21 protein-coding genes are annotated in these 19,355 nt (G+C 69.4%); 11 read left to right on the top strand and 10 right to left on the bottom strand.

Annotated elements, in window-relative coordinates; all coding sequences use genetic code 11:
- Positions 1–2: 2 nt before the first annotated feature.
- Positions 3–344 carry a 4a-hydroxytetrahydrobiopterin dehydratase gene (locus BMW54_RS07920; RefSeq protein WP_090054425.1) on the bottom strand — a complete coding sequence of 114 codons (342 nt, stop codon included), beginning with the start codon at positions 342–344 and terminating at the stop codon, positions 3–5.
- 139 nt (positions 345–483) lie between these two features.
- Between BMW54_RS07920 and BMW54_RS07915 the strand changes: the two genes are divergently transcribed.
- Positions 484–1,077, top strand: a complete 594-nt coding sequence (locus BMW54_RS07915; protein ID WP_090054423.1) for an NfuA family Fe-S biogenesis protein — start codon at positions 484–486, stop codon at positions 1,075–1,077.
- Positions 1,078–1,225: 148 nt separating this feature from the next.
- On the opposite strand, the gene BMW54_RS07910 is transcribed toward BMW54_RS07915, so the two are convergent.
- From BMW54_RS07910 to BMW54_RS07885, 6 genes are all read right to left on the bottom strand, one after another.
- Positions 1,226–1,576 (bottom strand): c-type cytochrome, encoded by a 351-nt coding sequence (locus BMW54_RS07910; protein WP_090054421.1) that lies wholly within the window; start codon positions 1,574–1,576, stop codon positions 1,226–1,228.
- A 17-nt stretch (positions 1,577–1,593) separates the two neighbouring features.
- Positions 1,594–1,914 (bottom strand): c-type cytochrome, encoded by a 321-nt coding sequence (locus BMW54_RS07905; RefSeq protein ID WP_090054419.1) that lies wholly within the window; start codon positions 1,912–1,914, stop codon positions 1,594–1,596.
- 96 nt (positions 1,915–2,010) lie between these two features.
- Positions 2,011–3,243, bottom strand: a complete 1,233-nt coding sequence (locus BMW54_RS07900; protein WP_090054417.1) for a TraB/GumN family protein — start codon at positions 3,241–3,243, stop codon at positions 2,011–2,013.
- Positions 3,244–3,265: 22 nt separating this feature from the next.
- Positions 3,266–4,156 (bottom strand): carbon-nitrogen hydrolase, encoded by an 891-nt coding sequence (locus BMW54_RS07895; RefSeq protein ID WP_090054415.1) that lies wholly within the window; start codon positions 4,154–4,156, stop codon positions 3,266–3,268.
- 45 nt (positions 4,157–4,201) lie between these two features.
- On the bottom strand, positions 4,202–5,236 hold the full coding sequence (locus BMW54_RS07890; protein ID WP_090054413.1) for an agmatine deiminase family protein: 1,035 nt from the start codon (positions 5,234–5,236) through the stop codon (positions 4,202–4,204).
- 94 nt (positions 5,237–5,330) lie between these two features.
- A complete protein-coding gene (locus BMW54_RS07885) occupies positions 5,331–5,615 on the bottom strand; it encodes a hypothetical protein (RefSeq protein ID WP_254779255.1) in 285 nt (94 codons plus the stop codon).
- Between the two features lie 231 nt (positions 5,616–5,846).
- Between BMW54_RS07885 and BMW54_RS07880 the strand changes: the two genes are divergently transcribed.
- The 7 genes from BMW54_RS07880 to BMW54_RS07850 all read left to right on the top strand — a co-directional run bounded on the left by BMW54_RS07880 (position 5,847) and on the right by BMW54_RS07850 (position 13,618).
- Entirely contained in the window at positions 5,847–7,736 is a 1,890-nt protein-coding gene (locus BMW54_RS07880) for an ATP-binding cassette domain-containing protein (RefSeq protein ID WP_090055812.1), read from the top strand.
- A 2-nt stretch (positions 7,737–7,738) separates the two neighbouring features.
- Positions 7,739–8,650 (top strand): hypothetical protein, encoded by a 912-nt coding sequence (locus BMW54_RS07875; RefSeq protein ID WP_090054409.1) that lies wholly within the window; start codon positions 7,739–7,741, stop codon positions 8,648–8,650.
- Positions 8,647–10,359 carry a single-stranded-DNA-specific exonuclease RecJ gene (recJ, locus tag BMW54_RS07870; RefSeq protein ID WP_090054407.1) on the top strand — a complete coding sequence of 571 codons (1,713 nt, stop codon included), beginning with the start codon at positions 8,647–8,649 and terminating at the stop codon, positions 10,357–10,359. Before BMW54_RS07875 ends, recJ begins: the two co-directional genes overlap by 4 nt.
- Positions 10,360–10,455: 96 nt before the next feature.
- The gene (locus BMW54_RS07865; RefSeq protein WP_090054405.1) at positions 10,456–10,797 is read left to right on the top strand and encodes a hypothetical protein; all 342 of its coding nucleotides are present in this window, start codon (positions 10,456–10,458) and stop codon (positions 10,795–10,797) included.
- Positions 10,797–11,771: a multidrug resistance efflux transporter family protein gene (locus tag BMW54_RS07860; protein ID WP_090054403.1), complete on the top strand. Its 975-nt coding sequence runs from the start codon at positions 10,797–10,799 to the stop codon at positions 11,769–11,771. Before BMW54_RS07865 ends, BMW54_RS07860 begins: the two co-directional genes overlap by 1 nt.
- A gap of 55 nt (positions 11,772–11,826) precedes the next feature.
- Positions 11,827–12,282 carry a hypothetical protein gene (locus BMW54_RS07855; protein WP_090054401.1) on the top strand — a complete coding sequence of 152 codons (456 nt, stop codon included), beginning with the start codon at positions 11,827–11,829 and terminating at the stop codon, positions 12,280–12,282.
- Between the two features lie 103 nt (positions 12,283–12,385).
- Positions 12,386–13,618 (top strand): MFS transporter, encoded by a 1,233-nt coding sequence (locus BMW54_RS07850; protein WP_090054399.1) that lies wholly within the window; start codon positions 12,386–12,388, stop codon positions 13,616–13,618.
- Here the strand turns inward: BMW54_RS07850 and BMW54_RS07845 are convergent.
- The 3 genes from BMW54_RS07845 to BMW54_RS07835 are packed head-to-tail and all read right to left on the bottom strand — an operon-like array spanning position 13,593 to position 15,959.
- A complete protein-coding gene (locus BMW54_RS07845; protein WP_217642619.1) occupies positions 13,593–14,483 on the bottom strand; it encodes a LysR family transcriptional regulator in 891 nt (296 codons plus the stop codon). The genes BMW54_RS07850 and BMW54_RS07845 overlap by 26 nt on opposite strands.
- Before the next feature lie 5 nt (positions 14,484–14,488).
- Entirely contained in the window at positions 14,489–15,355 is an 867-nt protein-coding gene (tesB, locus tag BMW54_RS07840) for an acyl-CoA thioesterase II (protein WP_090054397.1), read from the bottom strand.
- A 49-nt stretch (positions 15,356–15,404) separates the two neighbouring features.
- Positions 15,405–15,959 (bottom strand): N-acetylmuramoyl-L-alanine amidase, encoded by a 555-nt coding sequence (locus tag BMW54_RS07835; RefSeq protein ID WP_090054396.1) that lies wholly within the window; start codon positions 15,957–15,959, stop codon positions 15,405–15,407.
- 45 nt (positions 15,960–16,004) lie between these two features.
- Here BMW54_RS07835 and BMW54_RS07830 point away from each other — a divergent pair, with 45 nt between their 5' ends.
- The 3 genes from BMW54_RS07830 (at position 16,005) to BMW54_RS07820 (ending at position 19,161) form a co-directional block, all read left to right on the top strand.
- Positions 16,005–16,523, top strand: a complete 519-nt coding sequence (locus BMW54_RS07830; protein ID WP_090054394.1) for an alpha/beta hydrolase — start codon at positions 16,005–16,007, stop codon at positions 16,521–16,523.
- A complete protein-coding gene (rlmKL, locus tag BMW54_RS07825; protein WP_090054392.1) occupies positions 16,520–18,664 on the top strand; it encodes a bifunctional 23S rRNA (guanine(2069)-N(7))-methyltransferase RlmK/23S rRNA (guanine(2445)-N(2))-methyltransferase RlmL in 2,145 nt (714 codons plus the stop codon). The genes BMW54_RS07830 and rlmKL overlap by 4 nt, the downstream gene beginning before the upstream one ends.
- 77 nt (positions 18,665–18,741) lie before the next feature.
- A complete protein-coding gene (locus BMW54_RS07820; RefSeq protein ID WP_090054390.1) occupies positions 18,742–19,161 on the top strand; it encodes a hypothetical protein in 420 nt (139 codons plus the stop codon).
- The last annotated feature ends 194 nt before the right edge of the window (positions 19,162–19,355 follow it).

Here is a 19,355-nt window from a genome sequence, read left to right as displayed (position 1 = left end):
CGTCAGCGGTCCAGCAGGGCCTCGACCCGGGCGGCGCAGATGAAATCGTTGAGCGACAGCCCACCCACGTCGTGCGTGGACCAGAGGAGATGGCAGTGCCCGTAGCCTGCCTCGAGGTCGGGATGATGGTCCTCCTGGTTGGCCATGAATCCGACGGCGTTGATGAAGCCGAGCGTGTGGTGGAAATCGGGGAAACGGAAATCCTTCACGATCGCCTTGCCGTCGGGGCTGAGCTCCCAGCCGGGCAGGTCCGCCAGATAGCCGTCGATGGCGGCGCGATCGAGGGCGTTCTCCGCGCCCTTGCGGGGCTGGCAGTGCTGGGAGGCGAGCGGGGAGAGCGTCATGGCGGCGGATCCGTGCGTCGGGAAGCGCGAAGGGTCGCCGCGCGCGGTTGAATTGTCAAAAGCGGGCGCCCACGTGCAAAAGCGTACTAAAATGGTGCTGTTTCCGGCATCCCCGGGCCGGACCCCTTTCGGAGCCCCCATGATCGACATCTCGGAACGCGCCCAGGCGCACTTCCAGCGCCTGGTGGCGCAGCAGAACGAAGACGGCCTCGGCATCCGCCTGCGCGTCGTCGCGGCCGGCACGCCGTCGGCGCAGTGCGAGCTCGAATTCTGTCCGGCCTCCGAACTCACGGGTGACGAGTGGACCGTCGAATGCGACGGCTTCAACCTCTACGTCGACACGGAGAGCATGCGCTGGCTCGACCCGGCCACCATCGACTACGAAACCACGGCCACCGGCAGCCAGCTCAACATCCGCGCGCCGCGCATCAAGGGCGACGCGCCGGGCGAGGGCGCCGGCATGGTCGAGCGCGTGCAGTTCGTCCTGGAGTCCGAGATCGCGCCGCAGATCGCCTCGCACGGCGGGCGCATCTCGCTGGTCGAGGTCACCTCGGACGGCGTCGTCGTGCTCCGCTTCGGCGGCGGCTGCCACGGCTGCGGCATGGTCGACGTCACGCTGAAGAACGGCGTCGAGAAGACGCTGCGCGAGCGCATTCCGGAAATCACGGAAGTGCGCGACGCGACCGATCACGAAACGGGCGACAAGCCGTACTTCGCCCGCGCCGCGGGCTGATCGTCACGAAACGTCCGAAGGGCCGACGGTGGGAGCCGATCGGATCGGCGATCCCGCGGCAGCGGGCCAAAGACGAAAGACGCCGCCCCCTGTGCCAGACTCGAAAAAGCCCGCTCGCGCGGGCTTTTTCGAGTCTGGCACAGGGAGCTCAATCCCCCTGCACGTGCCCTTCGAGGCCGCTCAGCTTCGAGGGCATGCTGCTGAAATACGCCGACACATCGTCGATGTCCTGATCCGACAGCGTGGCCGCGAAGCCCTTCATGATGGCGTTGCCGCGGCGGCCGTCCTTGTATTCGTGCAGCGCCTGCGCGAGGTAGTCGGCGTACTGGCCCGCGAGGCGCGGATACTGCGGATCGACCGAATTGCCGTCCGTGCCGTGGCAGGCAACGCACGTCGCGATCTTCGTCTTGCCCCGCGCCGGGTCACCGGCGGCGAAGGTCTGGGTGGCGGTCAGCGCGAGCAGCGCACCGATGGCAATCAGGGAAAACCCACGGGTCATCGTTCGTCCTCGGCGGCTTACTTGGCGAGACTGGAGAGGTAGGCGGCGATGTCGGCGATGTCCTTGTCGGACATGCTCTGCGCCTGGGCGCCCATCGTCGGATGCTTGCGTTCGCCGGTCTTATAGGCCTTCAGCGCGTTGACGAGGTACAGCTCGTTCTGCCCCGCGATGTGCGGCACGTGGTAATCGGGATAGGCGTTGGCGTAACCCGGCACGCCGTGGCAACCATGGCAGGTGTAGACCAGCGTACGGCCCCTGGATTTGTCCCCTTCGGCATGCGCGGCGGATGTGGCGCACAAAGCTACAGCGATCAGTCCAACCAGATGCAGACACTTCATTAAGAGTTCCCTGGGTGCCGGGCGGGGCCGGGGTTGAATAGCCGTCGGAGTATAGAGGCGTGTCGCGACGGCGGACAACTCAGGGAGCCCGGGGCGTCAGAACAAGCTGCGGATGATGTGGATGCCCGCGATGTATTCGCCGGCGATCGTGCCGATGCTGACGAGGAAGAAGTTGAGCAGCGTGCGCGCCACGCGGTTCTTCCACCAGCCCGTCCAGTGCGTGATGTCGTCGCGCAGGCGTTCGAAGTCGAGGACGCGCGGCTTGCGCACCCAGGCTTCCGCCATGGCGCTGATCGCGCCGGACGGAATGCCGGGGCGGAACGGTTTCAACGGTGCCGCGACGAACGCCGCCACGATGGAGAGGGGATGCGCGCCTGCGATGAGCGCGCCGAGCGCCGAAAGGCCGCCGGTGAGCAGGATCCAGTTCTTCAGCGCATCGACGCCGAGGCTCGGGCTGCGATAGAAGGCGTACGCGATCGCGGCGAAGATCGCCAGCACGATGCCGACCGCGAGCACCTTGGGCCACTTCGCGGCCGGTGGCGTCACCGCCAGTTCGTCGGATAGCGCGCGAGCGTCGCCCTGCTGTCCGGCGAGTTCGGCGCTCATGCCCTTCAGGTGACCCGCGCCGATGACGACGAGCACCTTGCGGGTGGGCGCCGCGGCGTCCATGGCCGCGCCGTTCTCGCGGAGCTTCGCCGCCATGAATTCGTCGCGCTCGGCGATCAGCGCGCGATAGAGCGGCGCGGATCCCGAGGCGAAGTCGCTGAACGCGCTTTCGAGGAGATCGGCCTGCTTGAGCTTCTCGATGTCCTCCTCGGCGATCTCCTCGCGCTCGAACACGCTGCCGAGCATCCCGGCCAGCAGGCCGAAGCGCTGGAAGAAGCCGACGCTGCGCCACGCCCGCTTGAGCGTGGTGCCGACTTCGCGGTCGACCAGCCACACGGGGATGCCACGCGCGTCCGCGCCGTCCATCGCCGCCTTCATCTCGGCGCCCGGTTCGATGCCGTATTGCGCCGCGAGGCGCTTCTGGAACGAACCCAGCACGAGGCTCGCCGCCACCATCCCCGCCTTGCCCTGGCGGATGATCTGGAACAGGTCCATCTGCTTGAAGGCTTCCGGATCGCGGACGCCCTGGGCCCGGCTGGGGCAGAGCTCGACCGCGACGGCGTCGAAGCGTTCGGCTTCGAGCAGCGCGTCGACCGCCTGCACGCTCGCGCGCGACACGTGCGCCGTGCCGAGGATGACGTACTCGACGCCGTCGCGCGTCATGCGCTCGATGGGCTGGCCTTCCAGGGCGGCGGGCAGGGTGACGTTCTCGGCCGGAATCATGCGGTCGGTGGTCCTTGTGGGATCAGTCGCGGAAGCGTTTGGTGAGGTCGCCGTAGGCGTCGATGCGGCGGTCGCGGAGGAACGGCCAGATGCGGCGGACGTGCTCACTGCGCTCCATGTCCACGTCGCAGATCAGCAGCTCGCGGCCGTCGGTGCCCGCCTGGGCGAGGAACTCGCCCTGCGGGCCGGCGACGAAGCTGGAGCCCCAGAACTGGATGCCGCCGCCCACGCCCGACGGATCGGCCTCGTAACCCGTGCGGTTGCACGAGAGCAGCGGCAGGCCGTTGGCGACGGCGTGCCCGCGCTGCACGGTGATCCACGCTTCGCGCTGCCGTGCCTTCTCCTCGTCGGAATCGCTCGGATCCCAGCCGATGGCGGTCGGGTAGAACAGCAGGTCCGCGCCGGCCAGCGCCATCAGGCGCGCGGCTTCCGGATACCACTGGTCCCAGCAGACGAGCACGCCGAGCTTGCCGACGGACGTCTGGATCGGATCGAAACCGAGGTCGCCCGGCGTGAAGTAGAACTTCTCGTAGAACGCCGGGTCGTCGGGGATGTGCATCTTGCGGTACTTGCCCGCGATCGCGCGCGAGCGGTCGAACACCACGGCGGTGTTGTGGTACAGGCCCGTGGCGCGCTTCTCGAAGATCGAGGCGACGACCACGAGCTTCAGCTCCTCCGCGAGCGCGCCGATGCGGTCCGTGCCCGGGCCGGGAATGGTTTCCGCGAGGTCGAACACCTCGACGCTCTCGCGCTGGCAGAAGTACGGGCCGTTGTGCAGCTCCTGCAGCAGCACGAGTTCGACGCCGGCCTTCGCGGCCTCGCGCAGGCCGGCTTCGATCGCGTCCAGGTTCGCGTCGCGGCTGCCGCGGTCGGTTTCCTGGAGGAGGGCGACCTTGAGGGTCTTGCGGGTCATGGGCTCATTCCTCGCGCGGCGTCGGGCCGCGCATGCAGATGGGGATCAGGCGGCGACGGCGGCGGGCAGCTGCATGGTGATGCAATGCAGACTGCCGTTCTGCCAGATCAACGGACGGCACGGCACCTGGACCACCTCGCGGCCCGGGTGGGCCAGGCCGATGATGCGGGCCGCCGCGTGGTCCGCCTCGTCGCCATAGGCCGGCACGAGCACCGCGCCGTTGACGATCAGGTAGTTCGCATACGACGCCGCCAACCGGCGGCCTTCGTCGAGGATCGGCCGCGCCCAGGGCAGCGGGTGCAACGGGTACGGCTCGCCTTCCGGCGACCGCAGCGCCGCCAGCTCCGAGGCCATCCGGCCCAGTTCGGCGAAGTGCGGGTCGCTGGCGTCGTCGCAGGCCTGGTAGACGATGCCGCCGTCCGGGCTGAAACGCGCCAGCGTGTCGATATGGGCGTCGGTGTCGTCGCCTTCAAGGTAGCCGTGGTCCAGCCACAGCACGCGGTTGGCGCGCAGTGTGGTGGCGAGCGTCTCGGTCATCGCTTCGCGCGACAGCTCCGGGTGGCGCTGCGCGAGGCACTTCCAGGTGGTCAGGATCGTGCCCTTGCCGTCGCTCTCGATGCCGCCGCCTTCCAGCGCCCAGTCGATCCGCTGGTGCGGCAGGCCGGAGAGCACGCCGCGCTCCAGCAGGCCGGCGATGAGGGCGTCGTCCTGCTCGGCGCCGAACTTGCCGCCCCAGCCGGTGAACCGGTAGTCGTTGAGCAGCACGCCATCGGGGCCCGTCAGGGTGATCGGGCCGGAGTCGCGCAGCCAGGTGTCGTCGTAAGGGAGCTCGATGAAATGCACGCGCGACATGTCCGCACCGGCCTGCTCCATGGCCAGGCGCGCACGCTCGCGCAGGTCCGCGTCGGCGACGACGACGTGCAGCGGCTCGAAACGCGTCACCGCGGCGGCGAGCGCCACGTACGTCGTCTCGACCGCGGCCAGGCGCTCGGCCCAGTCGGTGTCCTCGTGGGGCCAGGCGATCAGGACGCCGGCCTGCGGTTCCCACTCGGCGGGCAGTCGATAGGAGGATTCGGTCATGTCGGACGGGGGCGAATGGGGGAAGCCCACCATTCTACCGTGCCGGGAGCGTGCCTGGGCGGGACGCCGCGGCCGCTCCCGCGTGCCGTCCGCGTTACTGCGGGTTGGCGGGGTTGGTGTTGTTGCCGGCCGGCGTGTTCAGCACGGTGTGGATCACGTGGCTGCGTTCGAAGTACACGATGTAACCCGGGTACATCCAGCGGTTGATCACGGGCTGCTTCCGGCTCCCGCCACCTCGGGCGTCGAGCTTCGAGGTCGGCTGGCCGAACCGGCGTTCGACCTCGGCCATGCTCATGCCCTTCCTCGGGAGGCTCATCGCCTGTTCCTGCTGCACGCGCTGCATGAGCAGGGTGTCGCCGGCGCGGGCGGACGGGGCCATGGCGGCCGACACGAGCGCCACGGCGATCGCGGTGAAAACAGGCTTGAAGGTCTTCATGATGGCTCCGTCGCGCTCCCCATGCGGCGCAGGACGCCGTTGTAACAGATCGCCCGGAGGCACGCCATGGGCGCCGCCGCGTCGATACGCCGGCTGTGGGCTGCGTCGCGTTTCCCGGACGGCGGCGGACTTGGCCGCTATCATGTGCAGTCGCCTCCAGCCGTGCCCGTCTCCATGATCTCGTTCCGCAATCTCGCCCTCCGCCGGGGCAGCCGCACCCTGCTGTCGCACATGGACCTCACCATCCAGACCGGATGGGCGCTCGGCGTCATCGGTCGCAACGGCTGCGGCAAGTCCACGCTGTTCGCGGCGCTCAAGGGCGAACTCGAGCCGGAAGTCGGCGACCTCGACATGCCGTCGAAGGTCCGCCTGGCCTCCGTGGCGCAGGAAACCCCCGCGCTTCCCGATCCGGCGATCGAATACGTGCTGGGCGGCGACGTCGAGGTCGCCGCCGCGCTCAAGGCGGAATCCGACGCGCTCGACGCCGGGGACATGGAGGCGGTGGCCGCCGCGCACCTGCGCATCGAGGAAGTGAACGGCTACGACGCGCGATCGCGCGCGGGGCGCCTCATGCACGGCCTCGGCTTCGCGCCGGAGACGCATGAACAGCCGGTCGCCTCGTTCTCGGGCGGCTGGCGCGTGCGCCTCAACCTCGCCCGCGCGCTGATGGCGCCGTCCGACCTCTTGCTGCTCGACGAGCCCACCAACCATCTCGACCTCGACGCCGTGCTCTGGCTCGAGGAATGGCTGCGCCGTTACCAGGGCACGTTGCTGATCATCTCGCACGATCGCGAGTTCCTCGACGGCGTGATCTCGCACACGATGCACCTGCACGACGGCACGGCGAAGCTCTACACCGGCAACTACACGGCGTTCGAGCGCCAGCGCGCCGAACACCTGCGCCAGCAGCAGATCGCGCACGAGCGCGAGCAGGCGGAGCGCGCGCACCTGCAATCGTTCATCGATCGGTTCAAGGCGAAGGCGAGCAAGGCCAAGCAGGCGCAGTCGCGCATGAAGCGGCTGGAGAAGATGGCGGGTACCGAAGCGGTGCGCGCCGAGCGTTCCTTCAGCTTCTCCTTCCCGGCGCCGGACCGTCTGCCCACCTCCATGCTGCAGCTCGACCACGTCGACGCGGGTTACGGCGAGCACGTCGTGCTGCACGACGTCGCCTTCGGTCTCGAAGCGGGCGATCGCATCGGCCTGCTCGGCCCGAACGGCGCCGGCAAGTCGACGATGGTGAAGTCGCTGGTGGGCGAGCTCGCGCCGCTGGTCGGCGAGCGTGGCTTCCACAAGGACACGCGCATCGGTTACTTCGCGCAGCACACGGTGGAGAGCCTGCAGGAAGGGCACAGCCCGTTCGACCATCTTCAGCAGAAGGCGCCCATGGCCGGCGCGCAGGCGTTGCGCGATTACCTCGGTACGTGGAACTTTCCGGCGGATCGCGCCTTCGAGCCCGTCGACGCGTTTTCCGGCGGCGAGCGCGCGCGCCTCGCGCTGGCGCTGATCGCGTGGGACAAGCCGAACCTCCTGCTCCTCGACGAACCGACCAACCACCTCGACCTCGACATGCGCGAAGCGCTCGCCGATGCGCTCGCGGCCTTCGACGGCGCGCTGGTGCTCGTGTCGCACGACCGCCATCTGCTCGGCATGGTCTGCGACGAGTTCTGGCGCGTGGCGGACGGCAAGGTCGAGCCGTTCGACGGCGATCTCGACGACTACGCGAAATGGCTGCGCACGCGCGCCACCACGCGCAAGACCGCCGCGGTCGCCTCGGCACCGGCCGATGCGCCGGTGCAGGAGTCGGCGAAGGAACGACGCAAGCTCAGCGCCGAAGAGCGCGAGAAGGAAAAGCCCCTGCGTGCTCGCGTGAAGAAGATCGAGTCGCTGATCGCGTCGATGGACAAGGAACTGGCCACCATCGAAGGCAAGCTCGCCGACCCGGCGATCTACGGCGGCGCGACGGCCGAACTGATGAAGCTCGGCCAGCGACAGGCCGAACTGCGCGGCGAGAAAGAGTCGCTGGAGCTGGAGTGGATGGACATCCTCGAGAAGATCGAGGCCTGACCATGGGCGACGTTCTCCACGTATTGCTCCCCGGCCGCGACAAGCTCGCCGGCGTGCCCGCGTTCGCGGCATGGCTCGCGCGCGGTACCACGCTGCCCGCCGCCGTGCCGGGCTATCTCGCGGCGCTCGCCGAACACTTCCGCTGGCCGCACGGCCCGTTGCCCGCCGCCGCGCTCATGCGCCAGTCGGTCGCCGGCGATGCCGGTACATCGCTCTGGCTGTCGGCGGATCCGGCCTGGGTGCAGCCGGAGGTGAATGGCGCGCGTCTCCTCGCGATCGGCAACCTCGGGCTCACGGCGGAGGATGCCGCGAGCCTCGTCGACGCGCTCGCCGAAACCTTCCAGGCCGAAGGCATGACGCTCCTCGTCGGCGACGCGCAGCACTGGCAGTTGCGGCTGCCCGCGTACGTCGACGTGCCGCCGTTCCCCGATCCGGAAGACGCGCTCGGCGCGGACCTGTTCGAGCAGCTGCCCAAGGGCGATCAGGGCAGGCAATGGCGCGCGCTCATCAACGAGGCGCAGATCGTCCTGCACAACCACCCCGTGAACCGCCGCCGCGTGGCGCAAGGCTTGCCCCCGGTCAACAGCGTGTGGCTCTGGGGGCCGGGCGCGTTGCCCGAATGGGTCGAATGCGGCCTGTCGCGCATCTACAGCGACGACCTGCTGGCCTGGGCGCTCGCGCATCGCGCCGATGTCGACGTTCAGGGGCGCGCGGCGTTCGCCCCCGCGGCGGACTCGCCGGCGATCGGCTTGCTCGATCTGCAGGACGTCCAGCCCGGCGAGTTCGCGCAGGCCTGGTGGCCCGCGCTGGAGACGCGCCTGGCGCAAGGCGCGGATCTACGGCTCGCCTTCGCGGACGGCGTCCGCATGGTGCTGCGCAAGCATCACCGCCTGCGCTTCTGGCGCAAGGCATGACGACACGCGTCTGGCGCCGGCGCGTCATCGCGTCCGCCCCGAGCGGCTGGCCCGGGCATGTGCATCCGGTGATCCAGCGCGTTTACGCCGCACGCGGCGTCTGCACGCCCGACGGTGCGGAACACCGCCTCGCGCGGATGCTCGCGCCCGACCTCCTCGGCGGCATGGATCGCGCGGTGGCGCTCCTGATGCAGGCGATCGCCGGCGATCAGCGCATCGTCGTCGCGGGTGATTACGATTGCGACGGCGCCACCGGAACCGCGGTGGCCGAGCGCGGCCTTCGGCTGCTCGGCGCGCGCCACGTCAGCCACGTGGTGCCGAATCGTTTCGTGCATGGCTACGGCTTGAGCGAAGCGCTCGTCGCCTCGCTGGACCCGGCGCCCGACCTCATCGTCACCGTCGACAACGGCGTGGCGAGCGTCGCCGGTGTCGCGGCGGCGCGCGCGCGCGGCATCCGCGTGCTCGTCACGGACCACCACCTTCCTGGCGACACGCTTCCCGACGCCGACGCGATGGTGAACCCGAACCTCGCGGACGACGGTTTTCCCAGCAAGGCGCTGGCCGGCGTCGGCGTCATGTTCTACCTGCTGCTCGGGGTGCGCGCGGCGATGCGCGACGCGGGTCTGTTCCCCGACGGCGCGCCCGACCTCGCGTCGCTGCTCGACCTCGTCGCGCTCGGCACCGTGGCCGATCTCGTGCCGCTGGACTTCAACAACCGCGTGCTCGTCGAGGCGGGGCTGAAGCGCATGCGCGCGGGGAAGGCCTGCGCGGGCATCACGGCCCTGGTCGAGGCGAGCGGACGTTCGCTGGCGACGGTGGGCGCGACGGACCTCGCGTTCGCCATCGGCCCGCGCCTCAACGCGGCGGGAAGGCTCGAGGACATGTCGCTCGGCGTGGCCTGTCTGTTGACCGACGATCACGGCATCGCGCGGCGCTACGCCGAGCAGCTCTCGGCGATCAACCAGGAGCGCCGCGAGATGCAGGCGGGCATGGTCGAGGAGGCCGAGTCGATGGTGGCACGCGCGGCGCACGTCGACGCCGTCGGTGTCGCGCTCTTCGACCCCGGCTGGCACGCCGGCATCGTGGGGCTCGTCGCTTCGAAGCTGAAGGAGAAGCTGCACCGCCCGGTGCTCGCGTTCGCGCCGGCAGGCGACGACACGGACGAGCTGCGCGGCTCCGCGCGCTCCATTCCCGGGTTCCACATCCGCGACGCGCTCGCGGCGATCGATGCGAAGCATCCGGGGCTGATCCTGCGCTTCGGCGGCCACGCGATGGCCGCGGGACTGAGCCTGCGGGCGGCGGATTTCGATCGTTTCGCGGCGATCTTCGACGCCACCGCGCGGGCCCAGCTCGACGACGAGCACCTGCAGGCGCTCGTGCAGACCGATGGCGAGCTCGACTACCGCGACCACACGCTCGACCTCGCGAAGCAACTCCGCCACGCGGGACCGTGGGGCCAGGGATTCCCGCCGCCGTTGTTCGAAGCGCGCTTCGACTGCGCGTCGTGGAAACCGATGGGCAGCCGTCACCTGCGCCTGCAGCTGCGCCACACGCAGGGCGGCGCGCCGCTCGACGCGGTCATGTTCAACTGCTTCGACGGCACGCCGCCGCCACCGCGCATGCGCGTGGCGTACGAACTGTCGGTCAACGACTGGCAGGGCAGGGAGAGCGTGCGCCTGCTGCTGACGCACATGGAACCGATGGGCTGAGCGATATCGTCGCTCCGCGCCGGTGCGTGCCGACGTGACGGTGACGGTATCGTCGATCGGTGTTCCAATGCGTCATCCCACGCCCGAGGCCCTCCGATGACCCCCGAACGTTTCGTCCTGGCGCTGCAGAAGGCCGTCGTTCACGACAACCTCGCCGTCTACACGGAGCTGTTTCGTGGCACGCCCGTCGACAAGGCGGTCGATCCGCACTGGGTGCGCGCGCTCACGTTGTTCAATGGCCTCGACGAGGAGAACAAGCACGTCCTCATCGAGATCATCTGCCACACGATGGTCGAGACCACCGCCAACCTCCTGGGCATCCTCGACGGCGGCTGTCCGGTCGCCGGGATGGAAGGCGACGTCTCGCTGCAGGTCGATGGCCGGCCGATCGGCGGCGAGCTGCAGGAGCTCTTCCTCGAACTGAGCGAGTCGGCCTGATGGGGTCGAACGCGCTGAAGGCGGTGGGCATCGCGCTGCTCTCGGCGCTGTTCTTCACCTTCACGTATGTCTTCAATCGCGCGGTGGTCAGCGGCGGCGGCCACTGGCAGTGGGCGGTGATCCTGCGTTACCTGATCACGCTCCCGTTGCTCGCCGCGGTGCTGCCGTTCCAGGGCGGGCTCGGCGACCTGCCGGGCGAATTACGGAAGCATCCATTGCCCTGGATGCGCTGGAGCGCGGTTGGTTTTTTTCTTTTCGGCATTCCGCTCACGTGGGCGGCGAGCAGCGGACCGTCGTGGCTCATCGCCGGGAGCTTCCAGATGACGGTCCTCGCCGGTCCGCTCATGGCGCCCTTCATCTACCAGGACGCTCGAGCTCGCTGGCACGGCGGCGCGCTGGCGATCGGCCTGCTCATCGTCGTGGGCGTCGCGTTGCTCCAGTACGGTCATGCCAATGGTGCGCTCGACACGCAGGCGTGGCTCGCGGTCGCCGCGGTGGTGTTCGCGGCCTTTGCGTACCCGCTCGGCAACCGGAAGATCCTCCTCCACCTCGAACGGACGGGTACGCGCCTCGGAGCGGTGCAACGCGTCTTCGGCATGACGCTGGCGAGCTGGCCGCTATGGATCGTGTTCGCCGCGGTGACGTGGGTCCAGGTCGGGCCCCCGACCGCGCGCGAGGTCCTGCTCGCTGGCGGCGTCGCGCTATCGTCGGGCGTGATCGCCACCGTCCTGTTCTTCCACGCCACCGAGCGGGTGGGCAGGCAGCCCACCGCGCTCGCGGCCGTCGAAGCCATGCAGGCGGCGGAGCTCCTTTTCGCGGCCGTCATCGGCGCGGCGTTCCTCGGCGAAGCCACGCCCGGTGCGCTGGCCGGTCTGGGCGCGCTGGCGATCATCGTCGGCATCGTCCTCTTCGCGTGGGCGAGCAGTCAGGAAGCACCGCCCTCCGAGGTGCTCGAAGGCGACCGAGGCGGTTGACGTCGTCGTGACGGCGGCAGGGTAGGCTGGTCGGCGTCTTCCGGGAGTCCTCGCCATGAAATCGCTCGCCGTCGCCATCCTGCTGGGCTTCCCGATGCTCGCCGCCGCGCAGACACCGCCAGGCGCGCATCGCGCCGACGCGCCGGCCGCGCAGCCGATGAAGCGGTTCGTCTGGCGCGACGAAGCCGCCGGATACACGTTCGTGGGGCCCCAACGATGGGTCGGCAAGGTGCGCGCCGCGCCGCTCGCGTCGAAAGCCCTCGCCACATCCGGCGCCACGAGCGGGGTGCGCTTCCTTGATGGAAAGTACGTGGTGCTGGAACTCCTCGCCGCCGACGACGGGCGGGAACAGGCGCTGAAGAGCGCGGGCACGACCGAGCTGTCGCGCCACGCGGGTCACGTGGTCGCCGTGAAGAGCGCGGCGGACGGCGGCGAACTGGCACTGACGAGCGAGGAACTCGCCGCGGCGGTGCAGTGGGATGGCGGGGCGGCGGGCACGGTGTCGCGCTAGGCTCTGCGATACGTCCGACGTATCGAACGGGACGTTCCGCGGTATCGATTCGACTCAATTCAGGGTCTAACCTTTTCCCAGGTTCAATCCCTGGAGGTGACCCGTGGACGGTTCGTCGTCCGCCACGCCGGCGTTTCCCGACCAGCGCATCCGGCATGGCACACCCGCGTTCCGGCGCACCAATCTGGCGCTGTTCTCGTCGGGCTTCGCCACGTTCGGGCTGCTCTATTGCGTGCAGCCCCTGCTGCCCGCGTTCTCGCACGCGTTCGGTGTCGACGCCGCGTCGAGCAGCCTCGCGCTGTCGCTGACCACCGGCGTGCTCGCCGTCGGCATGCTGTTCGCGGGGGCGATCTCGGACGCGTTCGGGCGCAAGCCCGTCATGCTCGCCTCGCTGCTGGGTTCATCGCTGCTCGTGCTGGCGACCGCGGTGGCTCCGAACTGGCCGTCGCTGCTCGTCCTGCGTGCCTTGCTCGGCGTGACGCTCGCAGGCCTGCCGGCCGTGGCGATGACCTACCTCAGCGAAGAGGTGCACGGCGAATCCATCGGCCTCGCGATGGGCCTCTACATCGGCGGTAACGCGATCGGCGGCATGGGTGGCCGACTGATCTCGGGCTTCGCCGCCGACCATGCGTCCTGGCGGATCGCGGTGGGCGTCATTGGCGCACTCGGCCTGATCGCGGCGGCGCTCGTGGCGCGCGGCCTGCCACCGTCGCGGCATTTCGAGCAGCGCCGCGTCGACCCTCGCGCGTTCCTCGGCACGTTCGCCGCGCTGTTCCGCGACAAGGGCCTCCCGTGGCTGTTCGCCGAGGGCTTCCTGCTCATGGGCGCGTTCGTCACGATCTACAACTACGTGGCGTTCCGCCTGCTCGCGCCGCCGTTCTCGCTGTCGCAGTCGCACGTCGGTGCGCTCTTCATGGTCTACGTCGTCGGTGTCATCGGCTCGGCGTGGGCCGGATCGCTCGCCGACAGGGTCGGGCGTCCGCGCCTGCTCTGGGCGACGCTGCTGCTGATGGGGGCCGGTGTCGCGCTGACGGCCAGCGCGTCGCTCTGGGCCATCGTCGCGGGTATCGCGATGCTGACGTTCGGCTTCTTCGGCGGGCATTCGATCGCGAGCAGCTGGGTGGGCAAGCGCGCCGCGTTCGCGCGCGCCCACGCCTCGTCGTTCTACCTCGTCTCGTACTACATGGGTTCGAGCATCGCGGGCTCGCTGGGTGGCATCGCGTGGACGTGCGCGGGCTGGAACGGTGTCGCCGCCTACGTCGGCGTGCTGGTGCTCGCGGGGCTCGCCATCGCGGTGAAGCTGCGCACGGTCAGGCCTTCCGGATCAGCCGCGTGAAGGCCCTGACCAGCGGCGACGGGTCGTCGCGCCGGTGGGTGATGTAGAGCGCGCTGGCCGCATCGGGCGACGCGATCGGTACATAGGCGACTCCCTCGATCTGCACGTGCTGCAGCGAGCGCGGCAGGATGGCGACCCCCATGCCTGCCGCGACGAGGCCGACCATCGTGGAGGACTCGCCGGCTTCCTGGGCGATCCGCGGCATGAAGCCCGCCTGGCGGCACAAAGTCAGCAATTGGTCGTGGATGCCCGTGCCCGAGGCGCGCGTGAACACGACGAAGCTTTCTTCGGCGAGCTCTTCCATGCGCAGCGACGCCTGGCGTCGCGTCGCGAGCGGGTGATCGGCGCGCAGGACGGCCACGAGCGGGTCGTCGACGAGCTTGTGGGCGACGAGCGGCGCGGGAGGGGCGACGCCGCGGATCAGTCCGACGTCCTGGCGATCGTCGAGCAGGCACTCGAACTGCTGCAGCGTGGTGCGCTCGAGCAGCACCAGCCGCACCGCGGGATATGCCTCGCGAAACGCGCGGATCGCGCGCGGGAACCGCTCGATCAGCGGCATGCTGCGTGTGAACGCCACGCGCAGCTCGCCGATCTCGCCCCGCTCGGCGCGGCGCGCCGTGTCGCCGGCGACGTCGACCCGGCCAAGGATGTCGCGGGCCGCGTCGAGGTAGGCACGCCCGGCGTCCGTGAGTTCCACCCGGCGGTTCGTCCGTCGCAGCAGGCGGACGCCGAGGTGTTCCTCCAGATCGCGGATCTGCTGGCTGAGCGGCGGCTGCGAGATGCCCAGGCGCTCGGCCGCGCGGCCGAAGTGGAGCTCGTCGGCCACGGCAATGAAGTACCGCAGGTGACGGAGCTCGATGCCCAACGGCGTCAGTCCGGCCGGACGCGGATCAGGCCTTCCTGGGCCGTGGATGCGACGAGCACGCCGTCGCGCGTGTAGATCATGCCGCGCGCGAGGCCGCGCGCGCCCTGCGACGTCGGGCTGTCGAACGAATACAGCAGCCACTCGTCGATGCGGAACGGGCGGTGGAACCACAGCGCGTGGTCGAGGCTCGCCATCTGCATGTTGCGCGTGAGATAGGAGATGCCGTGCGGCAGCGTGGCCGTGCCGACGAGGTGGAAATCCGACGCGTACGCGAGCAGGGCCTGATGCAGCGCGAGCGCGTCGTCGATGGGCGCGGTGAGGCGGAACCAGATGTGCTGGTACGGCGGGCGCTTGGCCGGACGCAGTTCGTCGCGCGGCCAGACATGGCGGAACTCGAATGGTCCGTCGATGCCGAGCCAGCGCTGCGTCTTTTCCGGCAACCGCGCCAGCTGTTCCGCGGACATCGCGGGCATGGGATCGATGTCTTCCGGCGCCGGGACTTCTGGCATCGACATCTGGTGCTCGTAACCCGTTTCCGGCTCCTGGAACGAGATCGAGCCGTTGAGGATCGGCTGCCCGTGCTGGATGGCGACGACGCGGCGGGACGAGAACGAGCCGCCGTCGCGCGTGCGTTCGACGCTGTAGACGATCGGCGCGTTGATGTCGCCGGCGCGCAGGAAGTAGGCGTGCAACGAGTGCGCCTCGCGCCTCGGGTCGACGGTGCGCTGCGCGGCCGAGAGGGCCTGGCCGAGCACCTGGCCGCCGAACACGAAGCGGGTGCCGATGTCGCGACTCTGGCCGCGGAAGAGGTTGTCTTCGAGGCGTTCGAGTTCGAGCAGTTCGACGAGTTCGCCGACGTGGTTGTCCGACATGGGTGTCCCTGGCAGAGGCGGCAGTGCGTAGGCGGCGAGTATAGCGGGGCTATGCGGCGAGCCGGCTCAGGCGGGAGGCGTCGTAGGCGCGTGCCCAGGGGAACTGCGGACCGGGATCGCGCTTGCGCGGCACCTCGTTGTCCGGGTCGTCGCTGGCCGGGACCATGGCGGTGTCGAGGTCTTCGTGGCCCGCGATATGGCGCAGCGACGGGAAGCGCTCCACGAGATGGTCGAGCAGGGCGCGCAGGGCGTCGATCTGGCGGGCCGGGTAAGGCTCGGTCATCACCTGATGGTCCGAGTGGAACCAGTCCGGATAACGGCCGGTGTTGACCAGCTCGATGCCGATCGATCGCGGGTTGTAGCCGCGGGTGTGGTTGGCGACCCGTAGCGGATCCACGTAGCACAGCACCGAGCCGTCGCGGTCGATGTAGTAGTGGCCGCTGGCGCCGGCGCCGGAGTCGTAGAGCACGCGCTCCCCGTACTCGCGGGCCATGGCGAGGTCGGGCAGTTCGGTGCAGTGGATCACGACGAGGTCGACGGCGTCGGGCGTCCGTTCGGGGAGCAGGCCCTCGTAGGGCAGGGGGGCGTGAAGGATGTCGATCATGCCGCTTTGATAACATAGGCGGTCATTCCGCGTACGGAGACCGCCATGCGCGGCCACATCATCCTTTCCCATGGTTCCGATTCGGGCCCCGACGCCACCAAGGTCAGCGCGCTGGCCGCCGTGGCGGAGTCGCTCGGCTGGACCACCGTGCGCCCCGATTACCGCGACGACGACGCCCGCGGCCATGCCGGCTCGGTGCCGCCGCGCCTGGACCGCCTCGCCGCGGCGATCGCCGCCTCGCCGGTGCCGCCGGTGCTGGTCGGTTCCAGCATGGGCGCCTTCGTGTCGGGTCTGGCCTCGCTGGATGCCCCCGTCGCGGGCCTCTTCCTTCTGGCGCTGCCCGCCCGCATCCCCGGCTACCCGCGGGCGTTCGGCGCCCGGACCGGCGTGCCGTCGTTCCTCGTGCACGGTTACGCCGACGACGTGTGTCCCCTCGACGAGGCCCTGGCGTTCGCCCGCGGCCATGCCATGCCGGCGCTCCTCGTGCAGGACGACCACCGTCTCGGTGCGACGCTGCCCGACATCGAAGCGGAGTTCCGCCGTTTCCTGGGTGGCCTCGCATGAGCGCGTTCTTCGCCACCTGCCCGAAGGGCCTCGAATACCTGCTCAAGGACGAACTCGTCGCCCTCGGCGCCACCGACGTGCGCGAGGCGCTCGCGGGCGTGTCCTTCGCCGGCACGATCGAGACGGCGTATCGCGCGTGCCTCTGGTCGCGCATGGCGAGCCGCGTGCTGCTGCCGCTGGCCGAGTTCGACGCGGCCGACCCGGACGCCCTCTACGCCGGCGTTCAGTCGATCGACTGGTCGGAGCACCTGGCGGCGCATGGCACGCTGGCCGTCGATGCCAACACCGCGCAGAGCAAGCTCACCCACAGCCAGTTCATCGCGCTGAAGACGAAGGACGCGATCGTCGACCAGTTCCGCGCCGCCAGCGGCGCGCGCCCGGACGTCGACCCCGAGGAACCGGACCTGCGCGTCAACGTGCGCCTGCGCCGCGACCGCGCGACGCTGTCCATCGATCTCTCCGGTTCGCCGCTGCATCGCCGTGGCTGGCGCGAGCAGCAGGGCGAGGCACCGCTGAAGGAAAACCTGGCCGCCGCCATGCTGGTGCGGGCGCAGTGGCCGCGTATCTACGCCGAGGGCGGTGCGCTGGTCGATCCGATGTGCGGATCGGGCACGCTCCTGATCGAAGGCGCGCTCATGGCCGCCGGCGTCGCGCCGGGTCTGCGCCGCGACTATTTCGGATTCCTCGGCTGGCTCAAGCACGATTACGCCCTCTGGCGCACGATCTATGACGAGGCGAAGGCTCGCGCGGACGAAGGCCTGCGCGGCCTGCGTCCGGTCTTCTTCGGCAGCGACGCCGATCCGCACATGGTGCAGACCGCCAAGCGCAACGCGCAGAGCGCGGGTGTCGCCGGCTTCGTGCACCTCGACAAGCGCGACGCCGTGCACGTCGCGCCACCACCCGACACACCGCTCGGATTGGTGATCACGAACCCGCCGTACGGCGAGCGTCTGGGCGATCGCGCGGAGCTGCCCGTGCTCTACCGCGACCTCGGCCAGGCCCTGAAGGATCGGTTCGCCGGCTGGCGCGCGGCGGTGCTCGCGGGAGACGAGGAGCTGGGGCGCGCGCTGCGCCTGAGTCCGGACAAGCGCTACGCGCTGTACAACGGCGCGCTCGAGACGCCGCTGCTCACGTTCGCGCTGCGCGCGCGCGACGAGGCGCCCCGCGAGGCGAAGCCGCTTTCGGACGGCGCGCAGATGCTGAAGAACCGGCTGGAGAAGAACGTCCGCCACCTGCGCAAGCGCCTCGCCCGCGAGGGCATCACGTGCTGGCGCGCGTACGACCAGGACCTCCCCGAGTACGCCGCCGCCATCGACGTCTACGAAGAGTGGCTGCACATCCAGGAATACAAGGCGCCGCAGGACGTGCCGGTCGACGTGGCCCGCATCCGCATGCGCGAGATCGTGCGCGTCGCGGGCGAGGTGTTCGGCATCCCGCGCGACCGCATCGCGGTGAAGACGCGCGAGCGTGGCAAGGGCGGGTCCAAGTACGGGCAGTTCGACCAGAAGGGCGAATTCATCGAGGTCCACGAGGGCGGGCTTTCCTTCCTCATCAACCCGACCGATTACCTGGATACCGGCCTGTTCCTCGATCACCGGCTGGTCCGCGCGAAGATCCGCGAACTGGCGGCGGGCAAGCATTTCCTGAACCTGTTCGCCTACACGGGCACGGCCAGCGTTTACGCCGCCGCCGGAGACGCCCGCGACACCACCACGGTCGACCTGTCGGGCACGTACCTCGACTGGGCCTCCCGGAACCTCGCGCTGAACGGGTTCACGGGCAATCGCCACCGGCTCGTTCAGGAGGACTCGCTGACCTTCCTGGAGAAGCGTTCGATGCAGTACGGGCTGATCTACGTCGATCCGCCGACCTTCTCCAACTCCAAGAAGGCGGACGACTTCGACGTGCAGCGCGATCACGTGAAGCTGCTGATGCTCTGCGCGGACCGCCTCCTGCCCGATGGAGTGATCGTTTTCTCCAACAACTTCCGCCGCTTCCAGCTTGATCGGGCGGCCCTCGAACCCCATTTCTCCATCGAAGACTGGAGCGCACCGAGCATCCCGTTCGACTTCGCCAGGCGCCACGACATCCATGGCTGCTGGCTGCTTCGGAAGCCGTTCGTGAATCCATGGAAAACGTGAAGGTTCGGTCGAGAAAACTTCAGTCCGGATTCAGTGCCGGAGCGCGAATCTGCGCTCAACACCCGGAGGTAACTGTCATGAAAGCTAAGTTCGTCAAGCCGGTTCTCGCCCTCGCCGCCGCGGGCCTCATGGCCTTCGCTCCGGGCGCGTTCGCACGTGGCCACGGCTACTACGGCGGTGGCTACGGCTACCATGGCGGGCACGGTTACTACGGTGGCGGTTACGGCTATCGTGGCGGCTATTACCGCGGTGGCCACTACGATCACGCGGGCCGCTGGATCGCCGGCGCGATCGTCGCCGGCGCGGTGGTCGGCCTGGTCGCCAATGCCACCCAGCCGCGCACGGTCGTCTACGACCGCCCGGTGTATTACAGCCGCCCGGCCACGGTGGTCTACGACGACGCGCCGGTCGTGACCCGCCGCGTGACCACCACGACGACCTACGTCGACGACGGCTACGGCACCCGCTACGTCCGCGACGACGGTTACGGTTACTGATCGCCGCGTGTTCCCGACAGAAGCCCCGGCACCGCCGGGGCTTTTTTTGTGCGGCGAGGACGGCCTGTAGGAGCGGACCTGGCCGCGACAGCTATTGGCCTGTGAGCAGCAGGGCCTATGGCTTTTCGCGAGAAGCCGTCGCGGCCAGGTCCGCTCCCACAACTCGCCCACGGCGGGCACGCGAGCCGCTAAGC

Source organism: Luteibacter sp. 329MFSha (assembly GCF_900111665.1).
GTDB lineage: Bacteria > Pseudomonadota > Gammaproteobacteria > Xanthomonadales > Rhodanobacteraceae > Luteibacter.
This window is presented reverse-complemented; position numbering and strand designations above follow the sequence as displayed.